We start from the raw sequence: 25615 nt of genomic DNA, 5'->3' as shown, positions 1-25615 counted from the left end.
TGACGAGGCTCTCGGACACGGGGAAGCTCGCACCCCTGCCCGGCTGCGAGCCCCCGCGATACACCCCCCGGGCCGGCCTCAGGCCGCCTCCGGTGCGCAGCCGTACAAGAAGCGATGTGCGTGAGGAACTACCCCGCCGCACCGTGATTCATGCACACTGCACGCAATCGACTACAGAGTGCACCCGACGCAACGACGAGTGCCCGGGCGGGAGTTGCTCCCACCCGGGCACCCTTCCGGCCGCTGGGCCGGCCCGGTCTACTCCGTGCCGAGCTGCTTGCGCACCCACTCCTTGAGCTTCTTGCCCTTGCGCGGCCGCGCCTCGCAACCGCCGAACACCGCCACGCCCTTGACCCGGACGACCGGCGCGTACGGGTCGGCGGCGGTCTGCTCCTTGACGTCGAAACCGCCGAAGATGCCGACGCCGTGGCCGACCAGGCTGACGTTCTCGGGCACCTTGATCTCCACCCCGCCGAAGATCGACACCACGTCGATGACCACCTCCGGCGACTCGAAGACGGCATCCGTCAGGTCGATCTCGACCCCGCCGAACGCGGCCACCGCGCGCAGCTGCGAACCCACCCGCCAGCGGCCCTTGCGGGAGGCGGCGCCGAAGATCGCCACCATGGTCGGCGCCTCCTGCCGCGCGGGCAGCCGCACCGGGCCGTCCGGGCGCCGGCCCGGCTCGCCCAGCGGGGTCTTGTCGAAGGAGATCGACCGGTGCACCGGCAGATCCCTGGTCAGCGGCACGAGGTCACCCAGGGTCTTGGCCCCGTACGCGGCCTCGATCCGCTCGGAGTGCTCCTCCGCGTCCAGCCGGCCCTCGGCGTAGGCGTCGCGCAGCAGCTCCGCCACCCGCTCACGGTCGGCGTCCGAGGCCCGCATCTCGGCCTCCGCCACCGGGGCGTGGCCGGCCCGGGCGGGCTGCGCCGGCTCCGGCTTGGTCATCGGTACGGGCGCCTGCCCCTGGTCGTCCTGGTCGTCCCTCGACGGCGAGTTGTCCACGGGCCAAGACTAGCCATCGGGGCAAGCCCCGTACGCATGTCCGAGTGACCCTGGTCACGCAGGCGGACCTGTCCGCGTGCGACGTTTCGCCGGGTCCTACCCTTGAGGGTGCTTCGCCGACGCAGCCGGACACACTGGAACACTAAGGACCGCCCCCATGGCTCCCACGCCGGATTTCGAGTACAGCGACCTCCTCCCCCTGGGCGCTGACCCGACCCCGTACCGCAAGCTGACCTCCGAGGGTGTCTCCACCTTCGAGGCCGGCGGTCGCACCTTCCTCCAGGTCGAGCCCGAGGCCCTGCGACTGCTCACCGCCGAGGCGATGCACGACATCTCGCACTACCTCCGCCCGGCCCACCTCGCCCAGCTGCGCCGCATCCTGGACGACCCGGAGGCCAGCCCCAACGACCGCTTCGTCGCGCTGGACCTGCTGAAGAACGTCAACATCTCGGCCGGCGGCATCCTGCCGATGTGCCAGGACACCGGCACCGCCATCGTCATGGGCAAGCGCGGCCAGAACGTGCTGACGCAGGGCGGCGACGAGGCCGCCGTCGCGCGGGGCGTGTACGACGCGTACACCAAGCTGAACCTGCGCTACTCCCAGATGGCCCCGGTCACCATGTGGGACGAGAAGAACACCGGCAACAACCTTCCGGCGCAGATCGAGCTGTACGCGACCGACGGCGACGCCTACAAGTTCCTCTTCATGGCCAAGGGCGGCGGCTCGGCCAACAAGTCGTACCTGTACCAGGAGACCAAGGCCATCCTGAACGAGGCGAGCATGCTCTCGTTCCTGGAGCAGAAGATCCGCTCCCTCGGCACCGCCGCCTGCCCGCCGTACCACCTGGCGATCGTGATCGGCGGCACCAGCGCCGAGTTCGCGCTGAAGACCGCCAAGTACGCCTCCGCGCACTACCTGGACAACCTGCCGACCGAGGGCAACGCGAAGACCGGCCACGGCTTCCGGGACCTCGAGCTGGAGGCCAAGGTCACCGAGCTCACCCAGAAGATCGGCATCGGCGCGCAGTTCGGCGGCAAGTACTTCTGCCACGACGTGCGCGTCGTCCGCCTGCCGCGCCACGGGGCCTCGCTGCCGGTCGCGATGGCCGTCTCCTGCTCCGCCGACCGCCAGGCCCTGGGCAAGATCACCGCCGAGGGCGTCTTCCTGGAGCAGCTGGAGACCGACCCGGCGAAGTACCTGCCGGACACCACGGACGAGCACCTGCTGGTCAGCGGCTCCGCCGGGGGCGCCGACGACGCGGTCCGCATCGACCTCGACCAGCCGATGTCCTCGATCCGCGCCGAGCTGTCCAAGTACCCGGTGAAGACCCGCCTTTCGCTCACCGGCACGCTGGTCGTCGCCCGCGACATCGCGCACGCCAAGATCAAGGAGCGCCTGGACGCCGGCGAGGGCATGCCCAAGTACCTCCAGGACCACCCGGTCTACTACGCCGGCCCCGCCAAGACCCCCGAGGGCTACGCCTCCGGCTCCTTCGGCCCCACCACCGCCGGCCGGATGGACTCCTACGTCGACCAGTTCCAGGCCGCCGGCGGCTCCATGGTCATGCTCGCCAAGGGCAACCGCAGCAAGCAGGTCACCGACGCCTGCGCCGCGCACGGCGGCTTCTACCTCGGCTCCATCGGCGGCCCCGCGGCCCGCCTCGCCCAGGACTGCATCAAGAAGGTCGAGGTCCTGGAGTACGCCGAGCTGGGCATGGAGGCCGTCTGGCGCATCGAGGTCGAGGACTTCCCGGCCTTCATCGTGGTGGACGACAAGGGCAACGACTTCTTCCGCGAGACCACGGAGGGCCCGCTCATCACCAGCCTGCGGGTGCGCTCCAAGGAGTAGTCCCCGCTCCGTTCCGACACCTGCCGCCCCGGTCGCCCGCCCGCGACCGGGGCGGTTCCGTCGGGCAGGCCGATTCGGCCGGCCACTGGCACCCGTACCCGGCCAGACGCCGGCCGTCGGTCTCACGCGTCGAAGTCGTACTCCAGGACGTAGGAGGCGGCGTCGAGGGTCATCTCGTTCAGCTCGACGACCTGGCCCTCGTCGGCGAAGGCCGTCCGGCAGATGAGGATGACCGGCGTGCCCGTCGACAGCTCCAGCCGGGTGCTCTCCTCGGCACTGGGCATCCGGGAGCGGACCTCCTCACGGAAGTGCACCGGCTTGGCGCCGATCTCCGCCAGACGCGCGTAGGTACCGCCCGGGCCGGTGTCCTCGCGGGTGATGGCCGTCCCGGCGACGAGCCCGGCCGGCAGGTAGGAGGTGGAGAGCAGCACCGGCTTGCCGTCCAGCACGAAGCGTCTGTGGCGCACGCACATCGGCGCCCCGGGGTCGACCCCCAGGACCCGCGCCACATGGTCCGGCGCGGCCTGCTCGGTGACCGAGACCTGGTCGACGACCAGCGTCCGGTTGTCGATGTCCGCGGACCATATCGACCGGCCGGACCCCCACTGCCCCTGGGCGAGGCGCTGGATCCCGCGCCGCCGCAGCGGCCGGAAGTCCCGGACGAACACCCCGGCGCCCTTCCGGGCCTCCGCGATGCCCTCGCTCTGCAGCACGCCGAGCGCCTGACGGGCCGTCATGCGGGCGACGCCGTACGCGTCCATGAGGTCGTTCTCGCCGGGCAGGCGGTCGCCGGCGTGGTACTCGCCGGCGTCGATGGCCGCCTTGAGCGTGTCGGCGATCCGCTGGTACTTGGGCTGTTTCCCGCCACTGCTGCCGACCATCGCTCGCTCCCTCTTCCTCGCCAGAAATCGTAGGCGCGCCCGGGGGGCGCCGGTAAGCCGCTACGCGCCAGTACGCCGGTACGCGCCAGTACGCCGGTCCGACCGGTCAGACGGTCAGACCGGTCAGGGCGTTGACATCTCTAGAGATATTAGCTTCTCTAGAGATGCTGGGTAGTCGCCGAGCAGAACACGAGCACCGACAGCGACCAGGGCCGGCGCATCCACCGCCGCGCCCGTGCCAGAGCAAGGAGCACTGCGGTGAGCACCCGTAAGCGCAACGCCGCGGCCTACCGGCCGCATACAGGTGAACTCGTCCTCGACGCCAGGACCGGCCGCACCGGCATCTACATGGACACCCTCGGCGGCGAGCTCTACCTGCGCCCCCCGGGCGGCGGCCGCGAGTGGACCACCCGGCCCGACCACGTCTCCCCGGCGCCCGCCGAGCCCCCCGCAGACCCCGCAGACCCCGACCCGGCCCCGGCCCGGGCCCCGGCGGCGGACGACCACGCCCGCCTGCACGCCCGGCTCGCCGCCCGCAACCGGGACTCCCGCCTCAACGAGGGCCAGGTGGCGTGACGCGGGGGCGGCTGTGGCGCCATGCCCGACGACCGCCGCTCCGCCCGCCAAGGGCAGAACCGGCAGGGACGACGACTCGGCCTGACCACCAGCCTTCCGGCCTCCGAGGCCATTGGTGATCATTCGCCAGAATCCGGTCAACCGGATATCTCTGGGGATGAAGTCGATGTTTCTGACGAATCACGCCCGATTGACCGCGACCGCAAGCGGGAACTTCCCAGAACCGCGGCCACCCACGCGTACCGCCCGGAGCATACGAATTCCGGCGCCCGTCATCCGCGCATTGCGCGTGTGAGCAGTCTGAGGTGTGCCCGATCCATGGCGGCCCGAACAAGCACGCGGCCGTCCGGCCCGTCCCCGGACGAGCCGATGAGCCTCCCGCCCCAGCGGAGGTACGGGGACAGCAGCCCGCCCCCCACCCCGCGTGGAGCGGGGGGTGAGGGGCGGGCGCCGGCGTGGCCGGGACTACGGGTGCGCGTTGATCGCGCCGAGCGGGACGGTCTCGCCCGGCTTGCCGTCCGCGTGCTCGGGCTCGGTGACCTCGCCGCCGAAAGGCTCCTGCGGGTCCTCGTGCTTCTCGTCCGCGGGGATGATGTACCCGGCCACCTCACCCGCGGCCTCGGCGACAACCTGGGCGTCGGCCGTCTTCGTCGCCGCAGCCTCGGCGGTCTTCGTGTCGGCCGACGGGGTCGCGGCGTTGGTGGGCTCAATCTCGGCCATGGCTGGCTGCCTTTCAGGTCATCGGGATCTACTCGCGCCCGACCGACTCGACCTAGGCGCCGGGACAGTATCGTAGGAGCCGTTAAATGTCCTATAAACACCGCGACGCTGGTCCTGATCTCCGGCGTTTGCAGCCGTCCGCCTAAGCTGATGCGACCGCAGCGGGACCGCCGAACGCCTTGTACGTGCAAGGCACCGCCACAGGTCATCGGGGGAATTCATGGAGCCTCAGGAAACGCCGCACAGTTCAGCGCTGCGCTTCCGGGTGCTCGGTCCGGTGCAGGCATGGCGCGGCTCGCAGCCGCTCGCGCTGGGCTCCCCGCAGCAGCAAGCGGTGCTCACCTCGCTCCTGCTCCAGCAGGGCCGTCCGGTCGCGACACAGGATCTGGTCGACGGCCTCTGGGGGGACCGCCCCCCGCCACAGGCCATCGCCGCGTTGCGCACCTACGTGTCCCGTCTCCGGGCGGTCATCGAACCGCATCGTGAGGTTCGCGCACCTGCGGAGATCCTCATTTCGGTGACAGACGGCTACGCCCTGCGAATCCCGCCCGAAGCGCTCGACCTCTCGGTCTTCGAGAGCACGGTTTCGCAGGCCGCCACGGCCAGGACCGAGGGCGAGCTGTTCGAGGCCCACCGCCTGTTGGTGTCCGCGTTGGACCTGTGGAGCGGCCGGGCCCTCGCCGGAATGCCGGGGCCCTATGCCGACACCCAGCGGGTCCGCCTGGCCGAGCGTCACGTCTCGGTGTGGGAGGAGTGCTGCGCCTCCGCCCTGGAGATCGGCCTGCACACCGAGGTCGTCTCCGAGCTGACCTCGCTCACCGCCGAACATCCGCTCCGGGAGCGGCTTCGCGAACTGCTGATGCTCGCGCTCTACCGCTGTGGCCGCCAGGCCGAGGCGCTCGGCGTCTACACGGACACACGGAAGCTCCTGATCGATGAGCTCGGTGTCGAGCCCGGCGCCGGCCTCTCGGCCATGCACGCCCGGATCCTCGCCGGGGACCCCTCGCTGACGCCGCCCCTTCCCAAGCGGCCGCAGGCCCGGCACCAGGACGACGCCGCCGTGTCCGTCCCGGCCCCGGCACAGCTCCCGGCCGACGTCTCGGACTTCAGCGGACGAGCCGCGCTCGTCCATGAGTTGCGCGCCACCCTGTGCAGTGGGACAGGCCAGGCCGTCGTGGTCACCTCGCTGGCCGGCATCGGTGGCGTGGGCAAGACCACCCTGGCCGTGCACGTGGCACACAGCGTGCGGTCCGACTACCCGGATGGCCAGCTGTACGTCGACCTGCGGGGCGCCGGCGCGTCGCCTGCGGACCCCGCTGTCGTGCTCGGCGACTTCCTGCACGCCATGGGCGCGACCGAACTGCCCGATTCGCTGGAGCAGCGTGCAGCGCTCTACCGGTCCCTGCTGGCCGGCCGACGCATGCTGATCCTGCTGGACAACGCGCAGGACGCGGAGCAGCTGATGCCGCTGATCCCGGGCGTCTCCGGCTGCGCCGTGCTCGCCACCAGCCGCTCCCGGCTCGCCGGAATCCCGGGTGCCCACCTGGTCGACGTCGAGGAGATGACTCCGCGGGAGGCCCTGGCGCTCTTCTCCGCCATCGTGGGCGAACAGCGTGTTGCCGCCGAACCGGAAGCGGCACTGGCCGTCGTCACATCCTGCGGCTTCCTTCCGCTCGCGGTCCGCATCGCAGCGGCACGGCTCGCCAGCCGACCGAGGTGGAGCGTCTCCGACCTCGCCCGGCGGTTAGCGGACCAACGGCGCCGGCTCGACGAGCTGCAGCTAGGCAATCTCGCGGTCGAGACGACCATCGGCCTCGGCTACGGCCAGCTCCGGCCCGACGAGGCCCGCGCGTTCCGTCTGCTCTCCGTCGTGGACACCCCGGATCTCCCGCTCGACGCGGTGGCCGCGCTCCTCGGGGAGGACCAGACGTACGCCGAGCACCTGGCGGAGTCGCTGGTCGAAGCGAACATGCTCGAATGCTTCACCCCTGGCCGCTACCGGTATCACGACCTGCTGCGGCTCTACGCCCAGCGGCAGAACGAGAAGTCGGCCGACGTGGCCGAGCAGGAGCGGGCCGTGCTCCGGCTGCTGGAGCACGTCCTGCCGACCATGCGCAATGCGGCCCAGGCCATCGAGCCGGACGACCAGTTGCCCGAGCCGCTCGACGGTCTGAAGACGCCCGGTCTCGCCCTGACGACCGGCGCGACGGCTCAGCAGTGGCTGCGCACCGAGGTCGGCATGATGCTCAGCACGGTGGAGGCCGCCGTCAACGGGCCGTCCAGGCTTCTGCGGCCCGCTCTCGACCTGCTGATTGCGCTCAACAGCATTGTCGAGGACCCGACGCACGGCCCGCGGACGCGCCGCCTGCTGGAGACCGCCAACTCCAACGCCAGGTCGCACGGCGACACCCAGGCCCTGGCCCGGGTCCATTTCGCCCTGGGGACGCTGGAGTACTTCGCCAACAACTTCCAGGGCGCCGAGCACTCGCTGCGGGCGAGTCTGGATCTGCAGGGTGCGAACGACGTCTCCGTGCTGCGTTCGATGGTGGCCAACATCCTCGGAATCGTCCTCAGCGTCTCCAACCGCGCGTCCGAGGCCTTGCCGTTCTTCGAACAGGCCCTCGCGATCAGCCGGGTCATCGGCTTCCCCATCGGCGAGGCCAGGCTGCTCGGCAACATCGCCCGTGCCCAGCTCAACGCCGGTCAGAGTGAGGCCGCGGTCAGATCGGTGGAGGAAGCAGCGGTCACCGCCCGGCGTTCCGCCAACGGTCCCTGTCTCGCGGACACCCTCTACCAGCTCGGCGTGGTCCTGTCCTCGACCGGGTCACCGGCCGAGGCGGTGGAGCATCTGCGCGAGGCACACGCCCTCTACCAGTCCCAGCAGAACCGGCTGCGCGAGGGCTATGCGCTCGCCCGGCTGTCGGTGAGTCTGCTGGCGAGCGAGCGGATCGCGGAGGCGGCGGAGGCGGCAGGTGTGTCGCTGGCCATCGCCCAGGAAATCGACGGGGCCTACTGCCAGGGCCTCGCCAATGCCGCGCTGGGCGAGGCGTTGCTCGGCCTCGCCCAGCCGGCCCGTGGCCTCGCGTGTCTGCAGGAGGCCCACGCGATCTTCACGCGGCTCGGTGTGCCGGAGGCCTCCCCCGTGGCGGACCTCATCTCCCAGCAGCACACCGAGCCCCTCTCTCCCCCCGCGCCGTAGACCTCCGCCACTCCCCCGTGTCCCCCGCGGAGTCTCCCCCGTCAGCGTTGGTGCCCCCGCAGCCCCCCGGCTGCGGGAGCACCCTCAACGCTTCCCCGGCGCTGGATTCCACTGTGCACCGGACCGATTGACGTTCGATAAACGTCGGCTTGTCGGCGCCGGGAGGCGGAAAACCCCAGGTCAGACGCGCAGAGCCGACGCGCCGTGCGGCGCGCGGGCACCGGCCGCACCACCCCGGGCCGCGACCTCGTGCTTCCGCAACCCGGGTCACAGCGCCCAACTGTCGCGAGTTGGCCGGAAACGGACCCCATGGCGGAGTGATCACGCATATTCTCAGATGCCAGTACACACGAGTGCACTTGTCCGGTCGAGCATCCGGAAACGGCAGCGCGGCGGTGCTCCCACGGTGCAGAGTGTCTCTGTGCAGCGTGTCTGAGTGCAGTCAGTGTGACGCGGGGAGCGTGACGTACCGCCACCGGCAGCGGGCCGGCGAGGCAGCACGGGCGCCGGGACGAACGGCGGCCCGGCCTCGTACGCCGAGTACAGCCGACCGGAGGCCCGGGTGGAAAGGTGCCTCTCAATCGTGACGACCGGACAGATATCCGACCCGTTCCCCCTCGACGAGGACGCGGACGGCGGGGACGAGCCCGACGTCCTGCGCCGCCGCGCCGAGCGCGCCCTGCAGGCCGTCGCCTTCGACACCATCGGCGCCGGGTACGGCGAGGCGTTCCCGGCCAAGGGCGGGCAGCTCGCCTGCGGGCGCCGGCTGCTGGCGCAGCTCGAACCGGGTGCCGCCGTGCTGGACGTCGGCTGCGGCACCGGCGACCCGACCGTCCGGCAGCTGACCACCGCCGGGATGCGCGTCACCGGCGTGGACCTCTCGGACGTGATGCTGACACTGGCCCGCGAGGGGGCCCGCCGCGGGCCGCTCGCGCCGTACGCCCCCGTCTTCCACCGCATCGACATGTACGACCTGGCCACCGACCGGGCGGGCCAGGCCTGGAACCTCCCCGCGCTCGGCCCCGGCGGGCGGGGCGGTTTCGCCGCCGTCACCGCCTTCTTCTCCCTCATCCTGCTCCCCCAGGACGAGATCCCCGTCGTGCTCACCCGGCTGCGCGAGCTCCTGCGGCCCGGCGGGCTGCTGGCGCTCGGCATGGTCGAGGCCGACCTGGATCACGTTCCACTCCCGTTCCTCGGACGGGAGCTGCGGATCAGCGGGTATCTGAGGGAGGATCTGGAACGGGTTCTGGTGGAGTCCGGGTTCGCCGTCGAGGATCGGTCGGGGTACTCGTACGCTCCGGCCAGCACCTCGCTGCCGCCGGAGGAGCAACTGTTCCTGTGCTGTCGACGCGTCGGCTGAGACCAGTTCGCCCCGGAAAGACCAGCTCCCCACACCACTCCCCAGGACAGGCAGCCGTGCGCGACCAGCTCAAACCCGAGGCCGGACAGCCGCCTGCCCTTCCGGGCCAGCGCCGTCCGCCGCCTCTTCCGGCCGGCGAGGTCGCCGAGCGCCTCACCTACATCGACTCCGCCACCCGACGGATCAACAGCGCCCTCGACCTGGCCGCGACGCTGCGCAACATCTGCCGGGTGCTGGTGCCGACCCTCGCCGACGCCGCCGTCGTCCACCTGCGCGACCCGCTGCCCAACGTCGAGCGCGAGCCCGGGTTCCCCGACGAGCTGCGGATCCACCACAGCCTGGGCACACGGCTGGGCCGCCGCGGCCGGCCCACCACCGGCGACGACCACCGCGGCTCGCGGCACGGCACCCGGTACGGTTCGCGCTCCACGGCCGACACCGGGCCGGCCACCCCGGTCATCCGCGGCGGCGCGCTCGCACACATCCTGCTCAGCCGGCGCCCCGCCGAGGCAGCCGTCCTCGGCGCGGAGCGCGGGCCCGACGGGCCCGCCGACCGCGCCACCGAGCGGACCACCGAGCTGCTGCGCGAGCTGTACGGCGCCCGCGGGCTGGCCCGCCTCGGCGCGGGAAGCTCCGTGCTCGCCCTGCCGCTGCGCGGGCGCAAGGCCGTCCTGGGCCTGCTGGTGCTGATCCGGCGGCCGCCCGAGAAGACCGGCCGCCCCGGCTTCGACCCCGCCGACACCGCGACCGCCGCCCACCTCGCCACCCAGGCCGGCCTGGCCGTCGACACCGCCCTGCGATACGCCCGCGAGTGGGAGATAGCCAACGAACTCCAGCGCAGCATGCTGCCGTTGCGCCTCCCCCAGTCGCACGGCGTCCGGCTCTCCCAGCGCTACCTGCCCGGCGAGCGCGGCGCCCAGGTCGGCGGCGACTGGTACGACGCGGTACCGCTGCCCGGCAACCGGGTGGCGCTGATCGTCGGCGACGTGATGGGCCACTCGCTCACCTCGGCCGCCATCATGGGCCAGCTCCGCACCAGCGCCCAGACCCTGGCCGCCCTCGACCTGCCGCCGCACGAGGTGCTGTACCACCTGGACGAGCAGGCCCAGCGGCTCGGCCGCGAACAGCACCTGGCCACCTGCGTGTACGCGGTCTACGACCCGATCGCCAACCGGGTGGTGCTCGCCAACGCCGGGCACGTGCCGCCGGTGCTGGTCCGGCCGGACGGCACCGCCGAGCTGCTGGAACTGGACTCGGGCGCGCCGATCGGCGTCGGCGGGGTCGACTTCTCCTCCGTCGAGCTGCCCGCGCCGCCCGGCTCCGCGCTGCTGCTCTTCACCGACGGCCTGGTGGAGACCCGCAGCCGCCCGCTCAGCGACGGGCTGGAACTGCTCCGCGCCCGGCTCGCCAGCGCGCACCCGCAGGCCCCCGAGCAGCTCTGCCAGGAGGCGCTGCGGATCCTGCCGCCGGGCGACCGCGGCGACGACATCGCGCTGCTCGCCGCCTGCTTCGACGGCATCCCGGCCGGGGACGTCGCGCACTGGTACCTCCAGCCGCGCAACGAGACCCCGGGGCGAGCGCGTCGGCTGGCCGCCCACACGCTGCGCCGCTGGGGGCTCGAAGAGCTCAGCGAGGCAACCGAGTTGATGGTCAGCGAGCTGGTCACCAACGCCGTCCAGCACGCCACCCGGCCGGTCACCCTGAGCCTGGTCCGCACCACCCGGCTGCGCTGCGAGGTCGGGGACGACAGCCCGCTGCTGCCGCGGCCGCGCCGGACCGGGCCGGAGGACGAACGCGGGCGCGGACTGCAGATAGTGGCCCGCTGCGCCGAGCGCTGGGGCGCCACCCGGCTGGGCACGGGCAAGGTGGTCTGGTTCGAGCAACGGCTGCCCTGAGGGCGGCGGGCGCCGTGGCGGGCGCGGGTGCCGTGAGCGCAGCGGCCGTCGTGCTGGGCGCGGCCGCCGTGGCTTGGCGCGGCGTGGCGTCGCATGGAACAACCGCCGAGGCGCGACGCGACCACGGCTCCCGGCGAGGCCGCCGGGAGCCGCGGTCGTGAGGTGAGGCGGTGGCGCGCCGGGGTCAGACCCGCTCGGGCACCTTCGTGGGCTCGGCCGGCTCCGACAGCCGGGCCATCAGCTGCTCGCCCTCCATGTCCACCCGCGGCACCACCTTCTCCAGGCTCTTCGGGAACCACCAGGCCGCCCGGCCGAACAGCGCCATCGCGGCAGGCACCAGCGCCATCCGCACCACGAAGGCGTCGACCAGTACGCCCACCGCCAGCGCGAAGCCGATGGGCTGCACGATCGGGTCGTGGCCGAAGACGAAGCTGCCGAACACCGACACCATGATCAGCGCCGCCGCCGTGACCACCCGCGCGCCGTTCTTCACCCCGGCGACCACCGCGTCCCGCGGCGCCATGCCGTGCGCGTGGTGCTCCTTCATCCCGGAGACCAGGAAGAGCTCGTAGTCCATCGCCAGCCCGAACAGCACCCCGATCAGCAGGATCGGCACGAAGCTCACCACCGGGCCGACCTTGGGCACGTCGATCACCCCGTCCAGCCAGCCCCACTGGTAGACGGCGACCACGGCGCCGAGCGAGGCGGTGATGCTGAGCAGGAAGCCGGCCACGGCCTTCAGCGGCACCAGGATCGAGCGGAAGGCCAGCGCCAGCAGCACCACCGCGATGCCGACGATCACCGCGACGAACGGCGGCAGCGCGTCGCCGAGCTTGGCGGAGACGTCGATGTTGGCGGCCGTGGTGCCGGTGACGTCGATCCGCGCGCCGGTCGCGGCCTGCAGCCCGTCGCGCTGGTCGCGGATCTCGTTGACCAGCCGCTTGGTGTCGGCGTGGTCCGGGCCGGTCTGCGGGATGACGGTCAGCAGCGTCGTCCGGCTGGGCCGGTCGACGGCCGGGGGCAGCAGCGTCTGCACGCCCTTCAGCGAGGACAGCTTCTCCGCCACACCCTGCACCGCCTGCTCCGGCCGCTCGGCGCCCTTCGCGTCGACGACCACCACCAGCGGCGCGTTGAAGCCGGGGCCGAAGCCGTCGCTGATCAGGTCGTACGCCTTGCGGGCGTCGGTGCCGGCGGCCTGCGAGCCGCCGCCGGGCAGTCCCAGGCTGAGGCTCGCCGCGGGCACCGCGAGGGCGATCAGTGCGGTCAAGCCGGCGAGCAGCACGGCCAGCGGGCGGCGCACCACGAAGGTCGCCCAGCGCTCGCCCAGGGTCGGCCGGCCGGAGGGCTCGGGCGCCCGTCGCCGGACCGGCAGCCGGTCGATGGCGCGGCCGGCGAAGCCGAGCAGTGCGGGCAGCAGGGTGACCGCGACGAGCACCGCCACCACGACGGCGCCCGAGGCGGCCAGGCCCATCACGGTCAGGAACGGCACGTCGGCGACGGCGAGCCCGGCCAGGGCGACCACCACGGTCAGGCCGGCGAAGACCACCGCGCTGCCGGCCGTCGCATTGGCGCGGGCGGCGGCCTCGCCCGGCTCCAGCCCCTCGGCGAGGTGGCGGCGGTGCCGGGAGAGGATGAACAGCGCGTAGTCGATTCCGACGGCCAGGCCGACCATCAGCGCCAGCACCGGCGCGGTGCTGATGATCTCGAACGAGCCGGAGAGCGCCAGCAGCCCGGCCATCGCCACGCCGATGCCGACCAGGGCGGTCAGCAGCGGCAGCCCGGCGGCGACCAGCGAGCCCAGGGTGATCACCAGCACCACCCCGGCCACCGCGAGCCCGACCGCCTCGCCGCCGTCGACCTGCGCCATCTTGTTGTACGCGTCGCCGCCGAAGGCCACCGTCAGCCCGGCCGCGCGGGCCGGTTCGGCGGCCGCCTTCACCGCGTCGCGTTGCTGCTCGGTGATGTCGCCGAGCTTGCGGTCGAAGGAGACCAGCGCGATCGCGACCTTGCCGTCCGGTGAGACCGCGCCGGTGGCGTAGGGGTCGGGCGCGGCGGAGACGCCGGGGGCGGTGGCGATCCGGCCGACCGCCTCGGTGACGGCCTTGGCCGCCTCCGGTGCGGCGATACCGCCGGGGCCGGGGGCGGCGAACACCACCTGAGCGGAGCCGTGGCCCTGCGCGGGGAAGGTGTCCTTGATCCGGTCCAGGGTGCTCTGCGCCTCGGTGCCCGGCACCTTGAACTCGTCGCTGGTCTTGCCGGCGAACGCCCCGGCGGCTCCGCCGACCGCGATCAGCACCGCGATCCAGACGGCCAGCACGGCCCGCCTTCGCCGGAAGCAGTAGCGGCCCAGTCGGTAGAGGTACGTGGCCATGGGTGACCCCTCGGTCTGATCGGTCGGGCAGGCAGGTGCCTGAACAGGTCCCGGCCCACGGTACGCGCAAGTTGTTCACCTGACAAAGTCGACCGACAGGAGCGAACGACCAATTCGGCCGACCAGGTTGCTTGACCATGGCGATACCCTGGCTCAATGGCCCATGTCCCCGCCTCCGAACGACGCCCGCAGCTGATCCGGGCCGCGATCGACCTCATGACCCGCGAGGGCGTCGCCGCCGGCAGCACCCGGGCCATCGCGGCCGAGCTGGGCGTCGCGCAGGCGACGGTGCACTACACCTTCGGCACCAAGAAGGACCTCTACCGGGCCGTGGTCGAGCAGCTGATGGCCGACTTCATCGACCAGGTGCACGCCGCCTCCCCGGGCGACGGACCGTTCGGGGAACAGGTGCGGACGCTGGTGCACGCGCTCTGGACCAGCACCGTCGCCGAACCGGGCCGGTGCATCCTGCTGGCCGAGGTCGAGACGCTGGCGATGCGCGACCCGGAGCTGAGGGAGATCATCCGCGGACTCCAGGCCGAGACCGAGCGGATCGCGGCGGACATGCTCACCGCCCTCGCCGATGCGCACGGCCTGACGCTGGCCCTGCCCGCGCACGACATCGCCATCCAGTTCCTGGCGGGCTTCGACGGCCTGTGCGGCCGCCATCTGGTCTTCCGGCCCGGCCACGTGGAGCCCGACGAGGAGGCACTGCGGGCCCTGGACCTGCTGGTCGCCGGTACGGTCGGCCTCTGCCTGGGCGCGCCGGCCCGGACCGGCTGACGCCGCCGGCTACTCGACGATCCGGACCGGCAGCTCCGCCAGCACCTCGCGCAGCGAAGCGGCGAACCGGTCGTACTCGGCACTGCGGGCCGAGCCCGGCCGGGTGGCGAGCCCGATCCGGCGGCCGGGCGCGGGCGCGGCGAAGCGGACGGCGGCCAGCCGGTCGGTGCGGCCCGCCTCGACGTCCAGCGCGGTGGCGGGCAGCAGGGTGACGCCGAGCCCCCCGGCGACCAGCTGGACCAGGGTGGAGAGGCCGGCCGCCCGGGTGGTGGAGCCGGCCGCGTCGGCGCCGACCTCGCGGCAGATGTCGAGGGCCTGGTCGCGCAGGCAGTGACCCTCCTCCAGCAGCAGCACGTCCAGGTCGAGCAGCACGTCCCGCGGGACGCCGGTCCGCCCGGCGAGCGGGTGGTCGGGCGCGGTGACCAGGACGAAGTCCTCGTCGAACAGCGGGATGTCCCGGGTCGGCGAGCCCCCTCCGGCCGGCAGCGCGAGCAGCAGGACGTCGAGCCGCCCGCCGGCCAGACCCTCCAGCAGCGAGGGCGTGCGCTCCTCGTGCACGTGCAGCTCCAGATCCGGATACCGGTCGCGGACCAGCCGCAGTACGTCGGGCAGCAGGTACGGGGCGACGGTCGGGATGACGCCCAGGTGCAGCGGCCCGGTGAACGGCCGGCGGGCGGCGTCGACCTCCTCGGTGAGCGCCTGCACGGAGGCGAGTACCCGGCGCGCATGGTCGAGCACGCGCTCCCCCAGCGGGGTGATAATCACCTTCCGCGTCGTACGCTCGACCAGCTGCGCGCCCAACGACTCCTCCAGCGCCGCGACCGCACCCGACAGGGCGGGCTGACTGGTCCCGCTGGCCGCCGCCGCCTCCCGGAAGTGCCGGTGCTCGGCCACCGCGACGAAAGCCCTGAGCTGGGCGACCGTCGGCGGGCGGGGGCTGCGGACTGTGGCGCTTGCCACAGGCGTCTCGGGTTTGCGGGCGGCGGGCCTGCGGGGCGTGGGGCGGGAGGGAGGCGTGGGGGTATTGATAGGTCTCTCCGATCAGACACATCGAGTCTAGCTATTTCCCTGATCAGTCCACGATGTGGAATCGTGGGACGTGTCCGCAATCCGGACAAACTCCCCTCAGTCTCACTTCAGGAGAAGCGAACGTGCTCACGATCGGTGACAAGTTCCCCGAGTTCGAACTCAACGCCTGCGTCGACCTGGACGCCGCGAACGCCTTCGCCGAGATCAACCACAAGTCCTACGAGGGCAAGTGGAAGATCGTCTTCTTCTGGCCGATGGACTTCACCTTCGTCTGCCCGACCGAGATCGCCGCGTTCGGCAAGCTGAACGAGGAGTTCGCCGACCGCGACGCCCAGATCCTCGGCGTCTCCGGCGACTCCGAGTTCGTGCACCACGCCTGGCGCAAGGACCACAAGGACCTGCGCGACCTGCCGTTCCCGATGCTGGCCGACGTCAAGCACGACCTGATGCGCGCCTGCGGCGTCGAGGCCGCCGACGGCACCGCCCAGCGCGCGGTGTTCATCGTCGACCCGAACAACGAGATCCAGTTCGTCATGGTGACCGCCGGCTCCGTCGGCCGTAACCCCAAGGAGGTCCTGCGGGTGCTCGACGCCCTGCAGACCGACGAGCTGTGCCCGTGCAACTGGACCAAGGGCGAGGACACCCTCGACGCCCAGGCCCTGCTGGCGGGCTGACCATCATGGCTCTCGACGACCTGAAGTCCGCCCTCCCGGACTACGCCAAGGACCTCAAGCTCAACCTGAGCGCGGTCATCGGCAACTCCGACCTCCCCGCCCAGCAGCTCTGGGGCACCGTGCTCTCCTGCGCGATGGCCACCCGCAGCGCCGCCGTGCTGCGCGAGCTGGAGCCCGAGGCCAAGGCCAACCTCTCCCCGGAGGCGTACAACGCCGCCAAGGGCGCGGCCGCGATCATGGGGATGAACAACGTCTACTACCGGACCACGCACCTGCTCTCCGACAAGGAGTACAGCAGCATGCGGGCCGGCCTGCGGATGAACATCATCGGCACTCCGGGCGTCGAGAAGATCGACTTCGAGCTCTGGTGCTTCGCGGTCTCCGCCATCAACGGCTGCGGCCAGTGCCTCGACTCGCACGAGGCCGTGCTCCGCAAGGCCGGCGTCGAGCGCGAGGTCATCCAGACCTCGATCAAGATCGCCGCCGTCCTCCAGGCCGTCGCCGGCGTCCTCGACTCCGAGGCCGCCCTGGCCGCCGTCACCGTCTGACGGCCCACGCCGCACCCAGCGGGCCCCTGCCGGACCGACCGTCCGGCGGGGGCCCGTCGGCGTTTCGCGCCGCAACCGCACCGGCGCCGACCGGCGGACGGGCGTGCCCGCCCGCCGCTGGGCCCGGGCCGTGAAGGCCTCCGCGGCGGGTCAGGCGGCTCTGGTGGGCGCCGTCGTCGCGCCGCCCTTCGCCGGCCTCTTCACCGCCGGCACTTTTCGCTAGGGCTTGCCGGCGGCGGCCTGGGCCGGCGCCTCCGGGTGGCCCGCCCGGGCGACGGCGGCTTCGCGGGCGGCTTCGAGAGCGGTGAAGACGGCCTGGCCGGCCTCGTTGCGGCGGCGCAGGTGGGTGACCACGGTGTTGGTGACCGCGATCAGCGGGACGGCCACGATGGCGCCGCCGATGCCGCCGATGATCGAGCCGGCGGCCACGCCGAGGACCACGCCCAACGGGTGGACGCGGACGGCCCGGCCGAGGATGAGCGGCTGGAGGATGTGGCCCTCGAGCTGCTGGACGGCGACCAGCACCACCAGCACCATCAGTGCGGTCCACGGCGAGGTGGTGACCAGCGCGATCAGCACCGCGACCGTCCCGGTGACCAGCGCGCCGACCAGCGGGACGAAGGCCCCCAGGAAGATGATCACCGCGAGCGGCAGCGCCATCGGCACGCCGAGCAGCTGGATGCCGATGCCGATGCAGACCGCGTCGATGAAGGCCACGCAGACGGTGCCCCGGACGTACGCGGTGAGGGTCGCCCAGGCCTTCGGTCCGGCGCCGGCCATCGCGTAACGGGAGTGCCGGGGCAGACCGCGCAGCGCCCAGCTCCAGATCCGCTCGCCGTCGTAGAGGAGGAAGAAGGTGGTGAAGAAGGCGAGCAGGACGGTGGTGAGCACCTCGACCGCGATCTGCGCGCCGGTGAGGCCGACCGAGGTGATCTGATCGGTGTTGGTGCTGATCGCCTTGGTGATCTGGTCGGCGAAGTCCTTGATCTGCTGCTCGGTCAGGTGCAGCGGACCGGTGATCAGCCAGTCCCGGAGGGTGGCGACACCGTCCTGGACCTTGCTGGTCACGTCGGACAGGTTGGTGGTCACCTGCCAGACCACGAACCAGCCGACCAGCCCGATCCCGGCCAGGCCGCTCATGAACACCCCGCCGGCAGCCAGCGAGCGCGGCACGCCGTGCCGGCGCAGCCAGGAGACGCTGGGTTCCAGCAGCGCGGAGATCAGCAGCGAGGCCAGAGCGGCGAAGGCGACCAGCCGCAGCATGTCGACGACCATGAAGACGACGTAGAGCGCGGCGCCGAGCAGCAGCAGCCGCCAGGTCGACTCGGCGGCCACCCGCAGGCCCCACGGCACGGCCTCGGCCGGAGTGGCGGGACGTCCGGGGTGGAGTTCGCGCCCGAACGCGCCGTGGGCGGGCACCGGTGCGGGGGTGGGTGCGGCCGGCGCCACGGGGGCGGCCGGGGCCGAGGGCGCGGCCTCCTCGCGAGGTGCCGGCCGAGCGGCCGGAACCGCGGCCGGTGCCGGCAGCGGCACCACCTCGACCGGCGGCTCGTGGAAGTCGGCCGCGATCGCGGCACGCCGGCGCCGTTCGATCACGGCGACCGCGCTCGCCACCACGGCCGCGCCCTTGGCCATGGCCTTGAAGGCCTTCCCGCCCCGCGCCATTCTCGCTACCACCGCTCCCCCGCTGGGCCGCCGTGCCCGGCGGTACGCCGTGTACCGCCACGGCCGTCAGGAATGAAACTACCCGCCCGGTGCCCGGCGAGTCCGGCGGGCGGGTGGGTTGGCCGCGATCGGTACCGGGGCGAACGGCCGGACGGGCCGCGTACCTCGGCGCCGTACCAGGACAAAACCTCCTGATCCGGGGCGTTTCAGGCGCCGGGCAGCGGGGAGGACTCCGGACGAGAACCGGAGCCATCCGTCGGCGGACCGGCAGGTGCAGGAAGCAACCAGGACCCCTTCCCGCGCCCCGCGTCCGCACCCAGGACCGCACCGCCCGCGAGCGCACTGGTCAGCGCAGCCCGGGCGGCGCGGCCCGCCCCCGGGCCGGTCCGGCCGGCATGGGAACGCGACGCAGCCCCCGGCCGCGAGTCGAGCGGTCGGGGGCTGCGTCGGACAGCGGTTTCGGTACCGGCTCTTCTAGTACCAGTGGTGCGACTGCCAGAACGACCAGGCGCCACAGGGGCTGCCGTAGCGGCTGTTCATGTAGTCCAGGCCCCACTTGATCTGCGTCGCCGGGTTGGTGCGCCAGTCGGCGCCCGCCGAGGACATCTTGGAGCCGGGCAGCGCCTGGACCAGGCCGTAGGCGCCGGAGCTCTTGTTGGTGGCCGTGTAGTCCCAGCCGCTCTCGCGCTTCACGATCTGGCTGAAGCACTGGAACTGCGCGTCACTGCCGACGATCTGCTGGGCGAGCGCCTGGACCGAACCGGGGCTGACCGAGACCGGCGGGGCCGACGTGTCGGTGGCGGCCATCGCCGAGCGGGCCTTGGAGCGGTTGGCGGCGGCCTCGTCGGCCTTCCGCTTCTCCTCGGCCGCCTTGGCGGCCTTGTCCGCGTCGGCCTTGGCCTGCGCGTCGGCCTTGGCCTGCGCGTCGGCGGCGGCCTTCTGGCGCGCGGCTTCCTCGGCGGCCTTCTGCTCCGCAGCGGCCTTGGCGGCGGCGTCGGCAGCGGCCTGCTGGGCGGAGGCCTGGGTGCCGATGTTGTCGCTGATGGTCTGCGCCTGGGCGCCAGAGGGGACTTCGGCAAGCAGGGTCGCGCCGGCGACATCGACCGTCTGCGTCGTCTTGCCCTCGCTGCCCGAGGCCATACCCACGACGGCACCGACGGCGGTGACGGCGGTGGCGGAGGCCACAGCAACTCCCCGGACCGAGATCCGAGTCACATGGTTTCCTTCCAGCATCGCCCACGCGTGACCGTGCGGACGCAACATGCCCCTTGGCGCTGCCCTCCGTACGGTGCTGGTCACGGGAGGTACTGACCCGGCGCCGGCCGACGTGAGGCGACCAGGCGTTGAGATCGGGCGGCGTACGACTCATCGGTGTTCAATTGTGCGTCCACCCACCGGAGTTGGCGGACCGTCCGGACGGGGCCACCGGTTGCCCGGAAGCCCTGTCATGCCGTACGCGGGGCCTGACAGAACCCTCACCATGCCGCACCGGGCACTGTCGACGCAATTCCCTGTTGCGTGGCGCATCTCACATTCACCGCACCGGAGTTCTCCGGACAGAAAGCACTCGATGTGATGAAAGGGGCGGGGGCCCGCCCCGTCAGGAGCGGGCCCCACGCCCGAAATTGACCGTATTGTCCGACTATGACCCTGCGAGGCGGATCACGGGTGGATGTCCTCCAGCATCTCCGTGACCAGCGCCGCGATCGGCGAACGCTCGGAACGCGTGAGCGTGATGTGCGCGAACAGCGGATGCCCCTTCAGCTTCTCCACCACCGCCACCACACCGTCGTACCGGCCGACCCGGAGGTTGTCCCGCTGCGCCACGTCGTGGGTGAGCACCACCCGCGAGCCCTGGCCGATCCGGGACAGCACCGTCAGCAGGACGTTGCGCTCCAGCGACTGCGCCTCGTCCACGATCACGAAGGCGTCGTGCAGCGAACGCCCGCGGATGTGGGTCAGCGGCAGGACCTCCAGCATGCCCCGGGAGATGACCTCCTCGATCACGTCCGGGGTGGTGACGGCGGAGAGGGTGTCGAAGACCGCCTGCGCCCAGGGGCTCATCTTCTCCGACTCGGAGCCCGGCAGATAGCCGAGCTCCTGGCCGCCGACCGCGTACAGCGGCCGGAAGACCATCACCTTGCGATGCTGCCTCCGCTCCAGCACCGCCTCCAGCCCGGCGCAGAGGGCGAGCGCGGACTTGCCGGTGCCGGCCCGGCCGCCCATCGAGACGATGCCCACCTCCGGATCGAGCAGGAGGTCCAGCGCGACCCGCTGCTCGGCGCTGCGCCCGCGCAGGCCGAACGCCTCGCGCTCCCCGCGCACCAGCCGGACCCTGCCGTCGCCGGTCACCCGGCCCAGCGCCCGGCCGCGCTCGGAGCTGAGCACCAGTCCGGTGTGGACGGGCAGCTCGGCGGCCCCCTCGATGTCCACCGCGGCGTCATGGCCGGCCGCGAACAGCGCGTCCACGTCGTCGGCCGGGACGTGCAGCTCGGACATGCCCGTCCAGCCCGAGGTGACCGCCAGCTCGGCCCGGTACTCCTCGGCGAGCAGGCCGACCGAACTGGCCTTGATCCGCAGCGGGAGGTCCTTGGAGACGACGGTGACGTCGTACCCCTCGGCCTGCAGGTTGCGGGCGACCGCCAGGATCCGGGCGTCCGCCTCGCCGCCGCCGGCCCGGTAGCCGACCGGCAGTATCGACAGATCGGAGTGGTTGAGCTCGACCCGGATGGTGCCGCCGAGCTCGCCGACCGGGATCGGCTCGTCGAGCCGGCCGAAGCGGATCCGGTAGTCGTCGAGCAGTCGCAGCGCCTGGCGGGCGAAGTAGCCCAGCTCCGGGTGGTGCCGCTTGGCCTCCAGCTCGGTGACCACGACCACCGGCAGGACGACCTCGTGCTCCTCGAAGCGGGTCATGGCGAGCGGGTCCGCCAGGAGCACGCTGGTGTCGAGAACGTACGTGCGCCGGTCTGGTGTCCGGCGGCTCTTGGAACTGACCACTAGGCCTCCAGGGCGGATGACCCTGCGTCATCCGCGGCAAGCCGGCCCCCGCTGCCCCGGTGGCCTCGGGGCCGGTCTGACGGGAGTATTCCCAGGCGAGGGGCGGTGCATTCGCGTCCCCGGCGAACTGACGGATCATTGCCGGTGAACGTTTGGCCTCGCCCCGGGCCCGGGTAGGCCAGCTCCTACGGTGCGGTCGCCCGCGGCTCGGCCCGGTGACTCCCCCCGGCGCCCCGCGGCTCGGCCCGGATGCTCCCCACGCTCGGCCCCCCGGCGCCCCGCGGCTCGGCCCGGTGACTCCCCCCGGGAATCCCGCAGGGTCAGAGCCCCATCCGCCGGTGCCGCTCCTCGTACGCGCGCAGCGCCCGCAGGAAGTCGACCTTGCGGAAGGCCGGCCAGTACGCCTCGCAGAAGTAGAACTCGCTGTGCGCGCTCTGCCAGAGCAGGAAGCCCGACAGCCGCTGCTCGCCCGAGGTGCGGATGACGAGGTCCGGGTCGGGCTGGCCCTTGGTGTAGAGGTGCTCGGCGATGTGCTCGACGTCGAGGATCTCGGCCAGCTCCTCGATCGAGGTGCCGCGCCCGGCGTGCTCCTGGAGCAGCGAGCGGACGGCGTCGGCGATCTCGTGCCGGCCGCCGTAGCCGACCGCCACGTTGACGGTGATCCCCTCGATCCCGGCGGTCTCCTCGGCGGCCCTCTTGAGCACGTCCGCGGTGTGCTGGGGCAGCAGGTCCAGCGCGCCGACCGGGTTGACCTTCCAGCGGCGGGCGGCGGCCAGGCCGGTGACGGCGTCCTCGATGATGCCGAGCAGCGGGACCAGCTCGTCGGCGGGCCGGGAGAGGTTGTCGGTGGAGAGCATCCAGAGCGTGACGACCTTGACGTGCGTCTCGTCGCACCAGCCGAGGAACTCGCTGATCTTGTCGGCGCCGCGCTGGTGGCCGTAGGCGGTGGAGCCGCCGGTCGCCTTGGCCCAGCGGCGGTTGCCGTCGAGGATCACGCCGATGTGGTGCGGGGTGCGGGCGAGGTGGACCTCGACCCGGCGCCCGTAGAGGCCGTACATACCGTCCAGCAGGGTGCGCAGACCCGGCGTGCGTTCGACGACATCGCGCAGACCCATGGCTTTCGGCCCCTCCGTAACTCTTCACCGGGGTACGTCACAACCCCCGGCGCAGCCTACTCCCGCGCGGACGCGGTGGGTAAAGCCGCAGGTAGCGGTCCGGTCACGGTCCTGTGCGGAGTCTGTTGCGACCGGTGTGGCGGGGGTGGCCGGAAGGCGCCCACCGGCCCACCGCACAGCCGCCGGGGCGACGGCTACGGAACGGTATCCGATTCCTTAAGGAATCCGTAAGCCGACGATCGATGCTTGACGACCAGCAATGGTCTAGTCCAGCTTTTGACCCAGGGCGGAACAGGCACCGAATCCCCGCCCCACCCGAGGCAGTACTGCGGACCTCCCCTCCCCCACACGCGGCCGCCGCGCCCCCCACCGCGGCGGCCGCTCCTCCCCCAGGAGCCCACCTCCATGGCCCGTACGCCGAACCAGCCCGCGCACAAGCGCGGGCGCAGCACCCTTCCGGCCCTCGCCGCCGGCGCCACCGCCCTCGCCCTGGCCGGCAGCGGCCTGGCCCTCTTCGCCGGCGGCGCCAGCGCGGCCGGCGGGAACCTGGTCGCCAACGGCGGCTTCGACTCCGGCTCGCTGAGCGGCTGGTCGTGCACCGGCGCCGCGACCACCGTCTCCACCCCGGTCCACTCCGGCAACGGCGCGCTCCAGGCCACTCCGGGCGCCGCGGACACCGCCGAGTGCACCCAGACCGTCAGCGTGCTGCCCAACACCGGCTACAGCCTGAGCGCCTGGGTCCAGGGCCCGTACGTCTACCTCGGTGCGCGCGGCACCGGCGGCACCGACCCGAGCAGCTGGTCCAACCAGAACAGCTGGAACCAGCTCTCCTCCACCTTCACCACCGGTGCCAACGTCACCAGCATCACGCTGTACGTGCACGGCTGGTACGGCCAGAGCGCCTACCTCGCGGACGACGTCGTGCTGAACGGCCCGGGCGGCACCTCCACCCCGAGCCCGACCGCGACGCCCACCCCCACCGCCTCGCCGACCGCGACCGCCACCCCCACGGCGACCGCCACCCCGACCCAGACCGCGACGCCGACCCCCACGGCCACCGCGACCAGCACCCCGCCGCCGGCCACCGGTCTGCCCAAGCACGTGGTCACCGGCTACTGGCACAACTTCGACAACGGCGCGACCGTCCAGAAGCTCGGCGACGTCCAGAGCGCGTACGACATCATCGCGGTCTCCTTCGCCGACGCCGTGCCCACCAGGGCCGGCGCGATCAGCTTCACCCTCGACCCGGCGCTCTCCAAGGCCCTCGGCGGCTACACCGACGCGCAGTTCCGCGCCGACGTGAACGCCAAGCGGGCGGCCGGCAAGAAGGTCATCCTCTCCATCGGCGGCCAGAACGGCGCGATCACCGTCAACGACGCCACCGCCGCGGCCGCGTTCGTGGACAGCGCCTACGCGATCATCAAGGACTACGGCTTCGACGGCATCGACGTCGACCTGGAGAACGGCGTCAACGCGACCTACCTCGCCAACGCGCTGCACAGCCTGCAGGCCAAGGTCGGCCCGAACTTCATCCTGACGATGGCCCCGGAGACCATCGGGATGTACAGCACCGCCGGCGCCTACTTCCAGCTGGCGCTCAACACCAAGGACATCCTGACCGTCGTCAACACCCAGTTCTACAACTCGGGCGGCATGAACGGCTGCGACGGCAAGGTCTACAACCAGGGCACGATCGACTTCATCACCTCGCAGGTCTGCACCCACATCCAGGGCGGTCTGCGGCCCGACCAGGTCGGCATCGGCCTCCCGGCCTCCAGCAAGGCGGCGGGCGGCGGCTACGTCTCGCCGACCGTGGTGAACAACGCGCTGGACTGCCTGGCCACCGGCAAGAACTGCGGCAGCTTCGTCCCGCCGGCCAAGTGGCCCACCATCCGCGGCGCGATGACCTGGTCCACCAACTGGGACGCCAACAACGGGAACGCGTTCTCCAACGCGGTCGGCCCGTTCGTCCACCAGATGCCGTAACCGGCGGGGTCCGTCGCTGACGGACCCACGGCGCGCCGCTCCTTGAGGGTGGGGCCCGCGCGCCGCCGACGGGCCCGTCGTACCTGACCGGTACGGCGGGCCCGTCCGCTTCCCCGCACGCTTCCTGCCGGTCCTACCGGAGAAGTACTGCGGCCAGCGTGCCGAGCAGCAGGAAGGGCCCCATCGGCAGGTCCAGGCCGCGCACCGGCCGCCGCCGGACCAGGGCGGCCACGGCCCGGGCGATCGCCCAGAGCCCGGCCAGGAACGCGGCCGAGAACAGCCCGGTGAAGGCCGCCGACCAGCCGTACCGGCCGAGCAGCGCACCGAGACCGAGCGCCAGGACGGTGTCCCCGGCGCCCATCAGGCCGAACCAGCCGGGCAGTTCGAAGAGCGCGGCGGCGGCCAGCCCCACCAGCAGGCAGCGCAGCAGCACGCCCGGGCGGCCGTCCACGAGCTCCAGCACCACCAGCAGCAACGCCAGTCCGGCCGCCAGCGTCCAGCTCAGCGGGTACGGCAGCCGGCGCACCCGGGCGTCGGTGAAGCCGAGCACCACACCGGGCCCGGCCGCCCAGAGCAGCAGCAGGGCGTCGCCCGGGTGGGCCGCACTCAGCGCGGCCGAGGCCGAGGCCGCGGTCACCGCCTCGACCAGCCAGGACCGCGGGCCCAGCCGCTCCCGGCAGCCCGGGCAGCGCCCGGTCGGCGGCAGGCCGCGCAGCTCCCGGGCGCAGAACGGGCAGGCGGTGCACCACGGTTGGCCCTCTGGCACGGCGTACCGCACCACCAGCCCGCGCAGCGCCGGTGCCACCAGCAGACCGGCCAGCACCGCACCGAGTACCGTGACGGCCACGGTGCCCCCTCTCGCTCACCGCCGGGACCGGCCCTCCGGGAACCGGTCCGCGCTCATCGGCGTCGGACCCCTGCGGTGCCATCGGAGTCCGGGCACCGCACCGACCACATCATCC

Annotated in this window: 19 protein-coding genes; 9 read left to right on the top strand and 10 right to left on the bottom strand. The window is 72.4% G+C overall.

What is annotated here, in order from left to right:
- Positions 1–258: 258 nt before the first annotated feature.
- Positions 259–948, bottom strand: a complete 690-nt coding sequence (locus tag ACZ5WK_RS07955; RefSeq protein WP_465546574.1) for a DUF1707 SHOCT-like domain-containing protein — start codon at positions 946–948, stop codon at positions 259–261.
- A 214-nt stretch (positions 949–1162) separates the two neighbouring features.
- Between ACZ5WK_RS07955 and ACZ5WK_RS07950 the strand changes: the two genes are divergently transcribed.
- The gene (locus ACZ5WK_RS07950; protein WP_465546062.1) at positions 1163–2854 is read left to right on the top strand and encodes a fumarate hydratase; all 1692 of its coding nucleotides are present in this window, start codon (positions 1163–1165) and stop codon (positions 2852–2854) included.
- Between the two features lie 122 nt (positions 2855–2976).
- Here ACZ5WK_RS07950 and ACZ5WK_RS07945 read toward each other — a convergent pair whose 3' ends face one another.
- A complete protein-coding gene (locus ACZ5WK_RS07945; protein WP_465546060.1) occupies positions 2977–3735 on the bottom strand; it encodes a GntR family transcriptional regulator in 759 nt (252 codons plus the stop codon).
- A gap of 258 nt (positions 3736–3993) precedes the next feature.
- On the opposite strand from ACZ5WK_RS07945, the gene ACZ5WK_RS07940 reads away from it, so the two are divergent.
- Positions 3994–4311, top strand: a complete 318-nt coding sequence (locus ACZ5WK_RS07940; RefSeq protein WP_465546058.1) for a hypothetical protein — start codon at positions 3994–3996, stop codon at positions 4309–4311.
- A gap of 465 nt (positions 4312–4776) precedes the next feature.
- Here ACZ5WK_RS07940 and ACZ5WK_RS07935 read toward each other — a convergent pair whose 3' ends face one another.
- Positions 4777–5031: a hypothetical protein gene (locus ACZ5WK_RS07935; RefSeq protein ID WP_465546056.1), complete on the bottom strand. Its 255-nt coding sequence runs from the start codon at positions 5029–5031 to the stop codon at positions 4777–4779.
- Positions 5032–5251: 220 nt separating this feature from the next.
- On the opposite strand from ACZ5WK_RS07935, the gene ACZ5WK_RS07930 reads away from it, so the two are divergent.
- From ACZ5WK_RS07930 to ACZ5WK_RS07920, 3 genes are all read left to right on the top strand, one after another.
- Positions 5252–8230 (top strand): AfsR/SARP family transcriptional regulator, encoded by a 2979-nt coding sequence (locus tag ACZ5WK_RS07930; protein ID WP_465546054.1) that lies wholly within the window; start codon positions 5252–5254, stop codon positions 8228–8230.
- A gap of 583 nt (positions 8231–8813) precedes the next feature.
- Positions 8814–9590: a class I SAM-dependent methyltransferase gene (locus tag ACZ5WK_RS07925; protein WP_465546052.1), complete on the top strand. Its 777-nt coding sequence runs from the start codon at positions 8814–8816 to the stop codon at positions 9588–9590.
- A gap of 56 nt (positions 9591–9646) precedes the next feature.
- Entirely contained in the window at positions 9647–11485 is a 1839-nt protein-coding gene (locus tag ACZ5WK_RS07920; RefSeq protein ID WP_465546050.1) for a SpoIIE family protein phosphatase, read from the top strand.
- 184 nt (positions 11486–11669) lie between these two features.
- Here the strand turns inward: ACZ5WK_RS07920 and ACZ5WK_RS07915 are convergent, their stop codons facing one another.
- Positions 11670–13856: an MMPL family transporter gene (locus tag ACZ5WK_RS07915; RefSeq protein ID WP_465546048.1), complete on the bottom strand. Its 2187-nt coding sequence runs from the start codon at positions 13854–13856 to the stop codon at positions 11670–11672.
- A gap of 156 nt (positions 13857–14012) precedes the next feature.
- On the opposite strand from ACZ5WK_RS07915, the gene ACZ5WK_RS07910 reads away from it, so the two are divergent.
- Positions 14013–14639 (top strand): TetR/AcrR family transcriptional regulator, encoded by a 627-nt coding sequence (locus ACZ5WK_RS07910; RefSeq protein WP_465546046.1) that lies wholly within the window; start codon positions 14013–14015, stop codon positions 14637–14639.
- 9 nt (positions 14640–14648) lie between these two features.
- Here the strand turns inward: ACZ5WK_RS07910 and ACZ5WK_RS07905 are convergent, their stop codons facing one another.
- Complete coding sequence (locus ACZ5WK_RS07905) at positions 14649–15599, bottom strand: LysR substrate-binding domain-containing protein (RefSeq protein ID WP_465546044.1); 951 nt, start codon at positions 15597–15599, stop codon at positions 14649–14651.
- Between the two features lie 191 nt (positions 15600–15790).
- Here ACZ5WK_RS07905 and ACZ5WK_RS07900 point away from each other — a divergent pair, with 191 nt between their 5' ends.
- Both ACZ5WK_RS07900 and ACZ5WK_RS07895 read left to right on the top strand, forming a co-directional pair.
- Positions 15791–16342 (top strand): peroxiredoxin, encoded by a 552-nt coding sequence (locus ACZ5WK_RS07900; protein ID WP_148643114.1) that lies wholly within the window; start codon positions 15791–15793, stop codon positions 16340–16342.
- A gap of 5 nt (positions 16343–16347) precedes the next feature.
- Entirely contained in the window at positions 16348–16890 is a 543-nt protein-coding gene (locus ACZ5WK_RS07895; RefSeq protein WP_396320620.1) for an alkyl hydroperoxide reductase, read from the top strand.
- A gap of 219 nt (positions 16891–17109) precedes the next feature.
- On the opposite strand, the gene ACZ5WK_RS07890 is transcribed toward ACZ5WK_RS07895, so the two are convergent.
- From ACZ5WK_RS07890 to ACZ5WK_RS07875, 4 genes are all read right to left on the bottom strand, one after another.
- On the bottom strand, positions 17110–18555 hold the full coding sequence (locus ACZ5WK_RS07890; protein WP_465546041.1) for an AI-2E family transporter: 1446 nt from the start codon (positions 18553–18555) through the stop codon (positions 17110–17112).
- Between the two features lie 474 nt (positions 18556–19029).
- Positions 19030–19770, bottom strand: coding sequence for an aggregation-promoting factor C-terminal-like domain-containing protein (locus ACZ5WK_RS07885; protein WP_465546039.1), 741 nt, complete (start codon positions 19768–19770; stop codon positions 19030–19032).
- A gap of 447 nt (positions 19771–20217) precedes the next feature.
- The gene (locus ACZ5WK_RS07880; RefSeq protein ID WP_396320617.1) at positions 20218–21552 is read right to left on the bottom strand and encodes a PhoH family protein; all 1335 of its coding nucleotides are present in this window, start codon (positions 21550–21552) and stop codon (positions 20218–20220) included.
- A 320-nt stretch (positions 21553–21872) separates the two neighbouring features.
- A complete protein-coding gene (locus ACZ5WK_RS07875; RefSeq protein WP_209417189.1) occupies positions 21873–22667 on the bottom strand; it encodes an isoprenyl transferase in 795 nt (264 codons plus the stop codon).
- A gap of 405 nt (positions 22668–23072) precedes the next feature.
- Here ACZ5WK_RS07875 and ACZ5WK_RS07870 point away from each other — a divergent pair, with 405 nt between their 5' ends.
- Positions 23073–24653: a chitinase gene (locus ACZ5WK_RS07870; RefSeq protein WP_465546036.1), complete on the top strand. Its 1581-nt coding sequence runs from the start codon at positions 23073–23075 to the stop codon at positions 24651–24653.
- A 133-nt stretch (positions 24654–24786) separates the two neighbouring features.
- Here ACZ5WK_RS07870 and ACZ5WK_RS07865 read toward each other — a convergent pair whose 3' ends face one another.
- Complete coding sequence (locus tag ACZ5WK_RS07865) at positions 24787–25500, bottom strand: A24 family peptidase (protein WP_465546034.1); 714 nt, start codon at positions 25498–25500, stop codon at positions 24787–24789.
- Positions 25501–25615 lie beyond the last annotated feature (115 nt).

This window comes from Kitasatospora sp. NPDC032757 (assembly GCF_055579305.1).
Note: the sequence above shows the minus strand (reverse complement) of the source record. Positions and strands in the feature narration are given on the sequence as shown.

Bases quoted from the DNA above. Each gene is read 5' to 3' on its own strand.
- ACZ5WK_RS07955 (WP_465546574.1), bottom strand. From the start codon at position 948: ATGACCAAGCCGGAGCCGGCGCAGCCCGCCCGGGCCGGCCACGCCCCG.
- ACZ5WK_RS07950 (WP_465546062.1), top strand. From the start codon at position 1,163: ATGGCTCCCACGCCGGATTTCGAGTACAGCGACCTCCTCCCCCTGGGC.
- ACZ5WK_RS07945 (WP_465546060.1), bottom strand. From the start codon at position 3,735: ATGGTCGGCAGCAGTGGCGGGAAACAGCCCAAGTACCAGCGGATCGCC.
- ACZ5WK_RS07935 (WP_465546056.1), bottom strand. From the start codon at position 5,031: ATGGCCGAGATTGAGCCCACCAACGCCGCGACCCCGTCGGCCGACACG.
- ACZ5WK_RS07930 (WP_465546054.1), top strand. From the start codon at position 5,252: ATGGAGCCTCAGGAAACGCCGCACAGTTCAGCGCTGCGCTTCCGGGTG.
- ACZ5WK_RS07915 (WP_465546048.1), bottom strand. From the start codon at position 13,856: ATGGCCACGTACCTCTACCGACTGGGCCGCTACTGCTTCCGGCGAAGG.
- ACZ5WK_RS07910 (WP_465546046.1), top strand. From the start codon at position 14,013: ATGGCCCATGTCCCCGCCTCCGAACGACGCCCGCAGCTGATCCGGGCC.
- ACZ5WK_RS07895 (WP_396320620.1), top strand. From the start codon at position 16,348: ATGGCTCTCGACGACCTGAAGTCCGCCCTCCCGGACTACGCCAAGGAC.
- ACZ5WK_RS07890 (WP_465546041.1), bottom strand. From the start codon at position 18,555: ATGGCGCGGGGCGGGAAGGCCTTCAAGGCCATGGCCAAGGGCGCGGCC.
- ACZ5WK_RS07875 (WP_209417189.1), bottom strand. From the start codon at position 22,667: ATGGGTCTGCGCGATGTCGTCGAACGCACGCCGGGTCTGCGCACCCTG.
- ACZ5WK_RS07870 (WP_465546036.1), top strand. From the start codon at position 23,073: ATGGCCCGTACGCCGAACCAGCCCGCGCACAAGCGCGGGCGCAGCACC.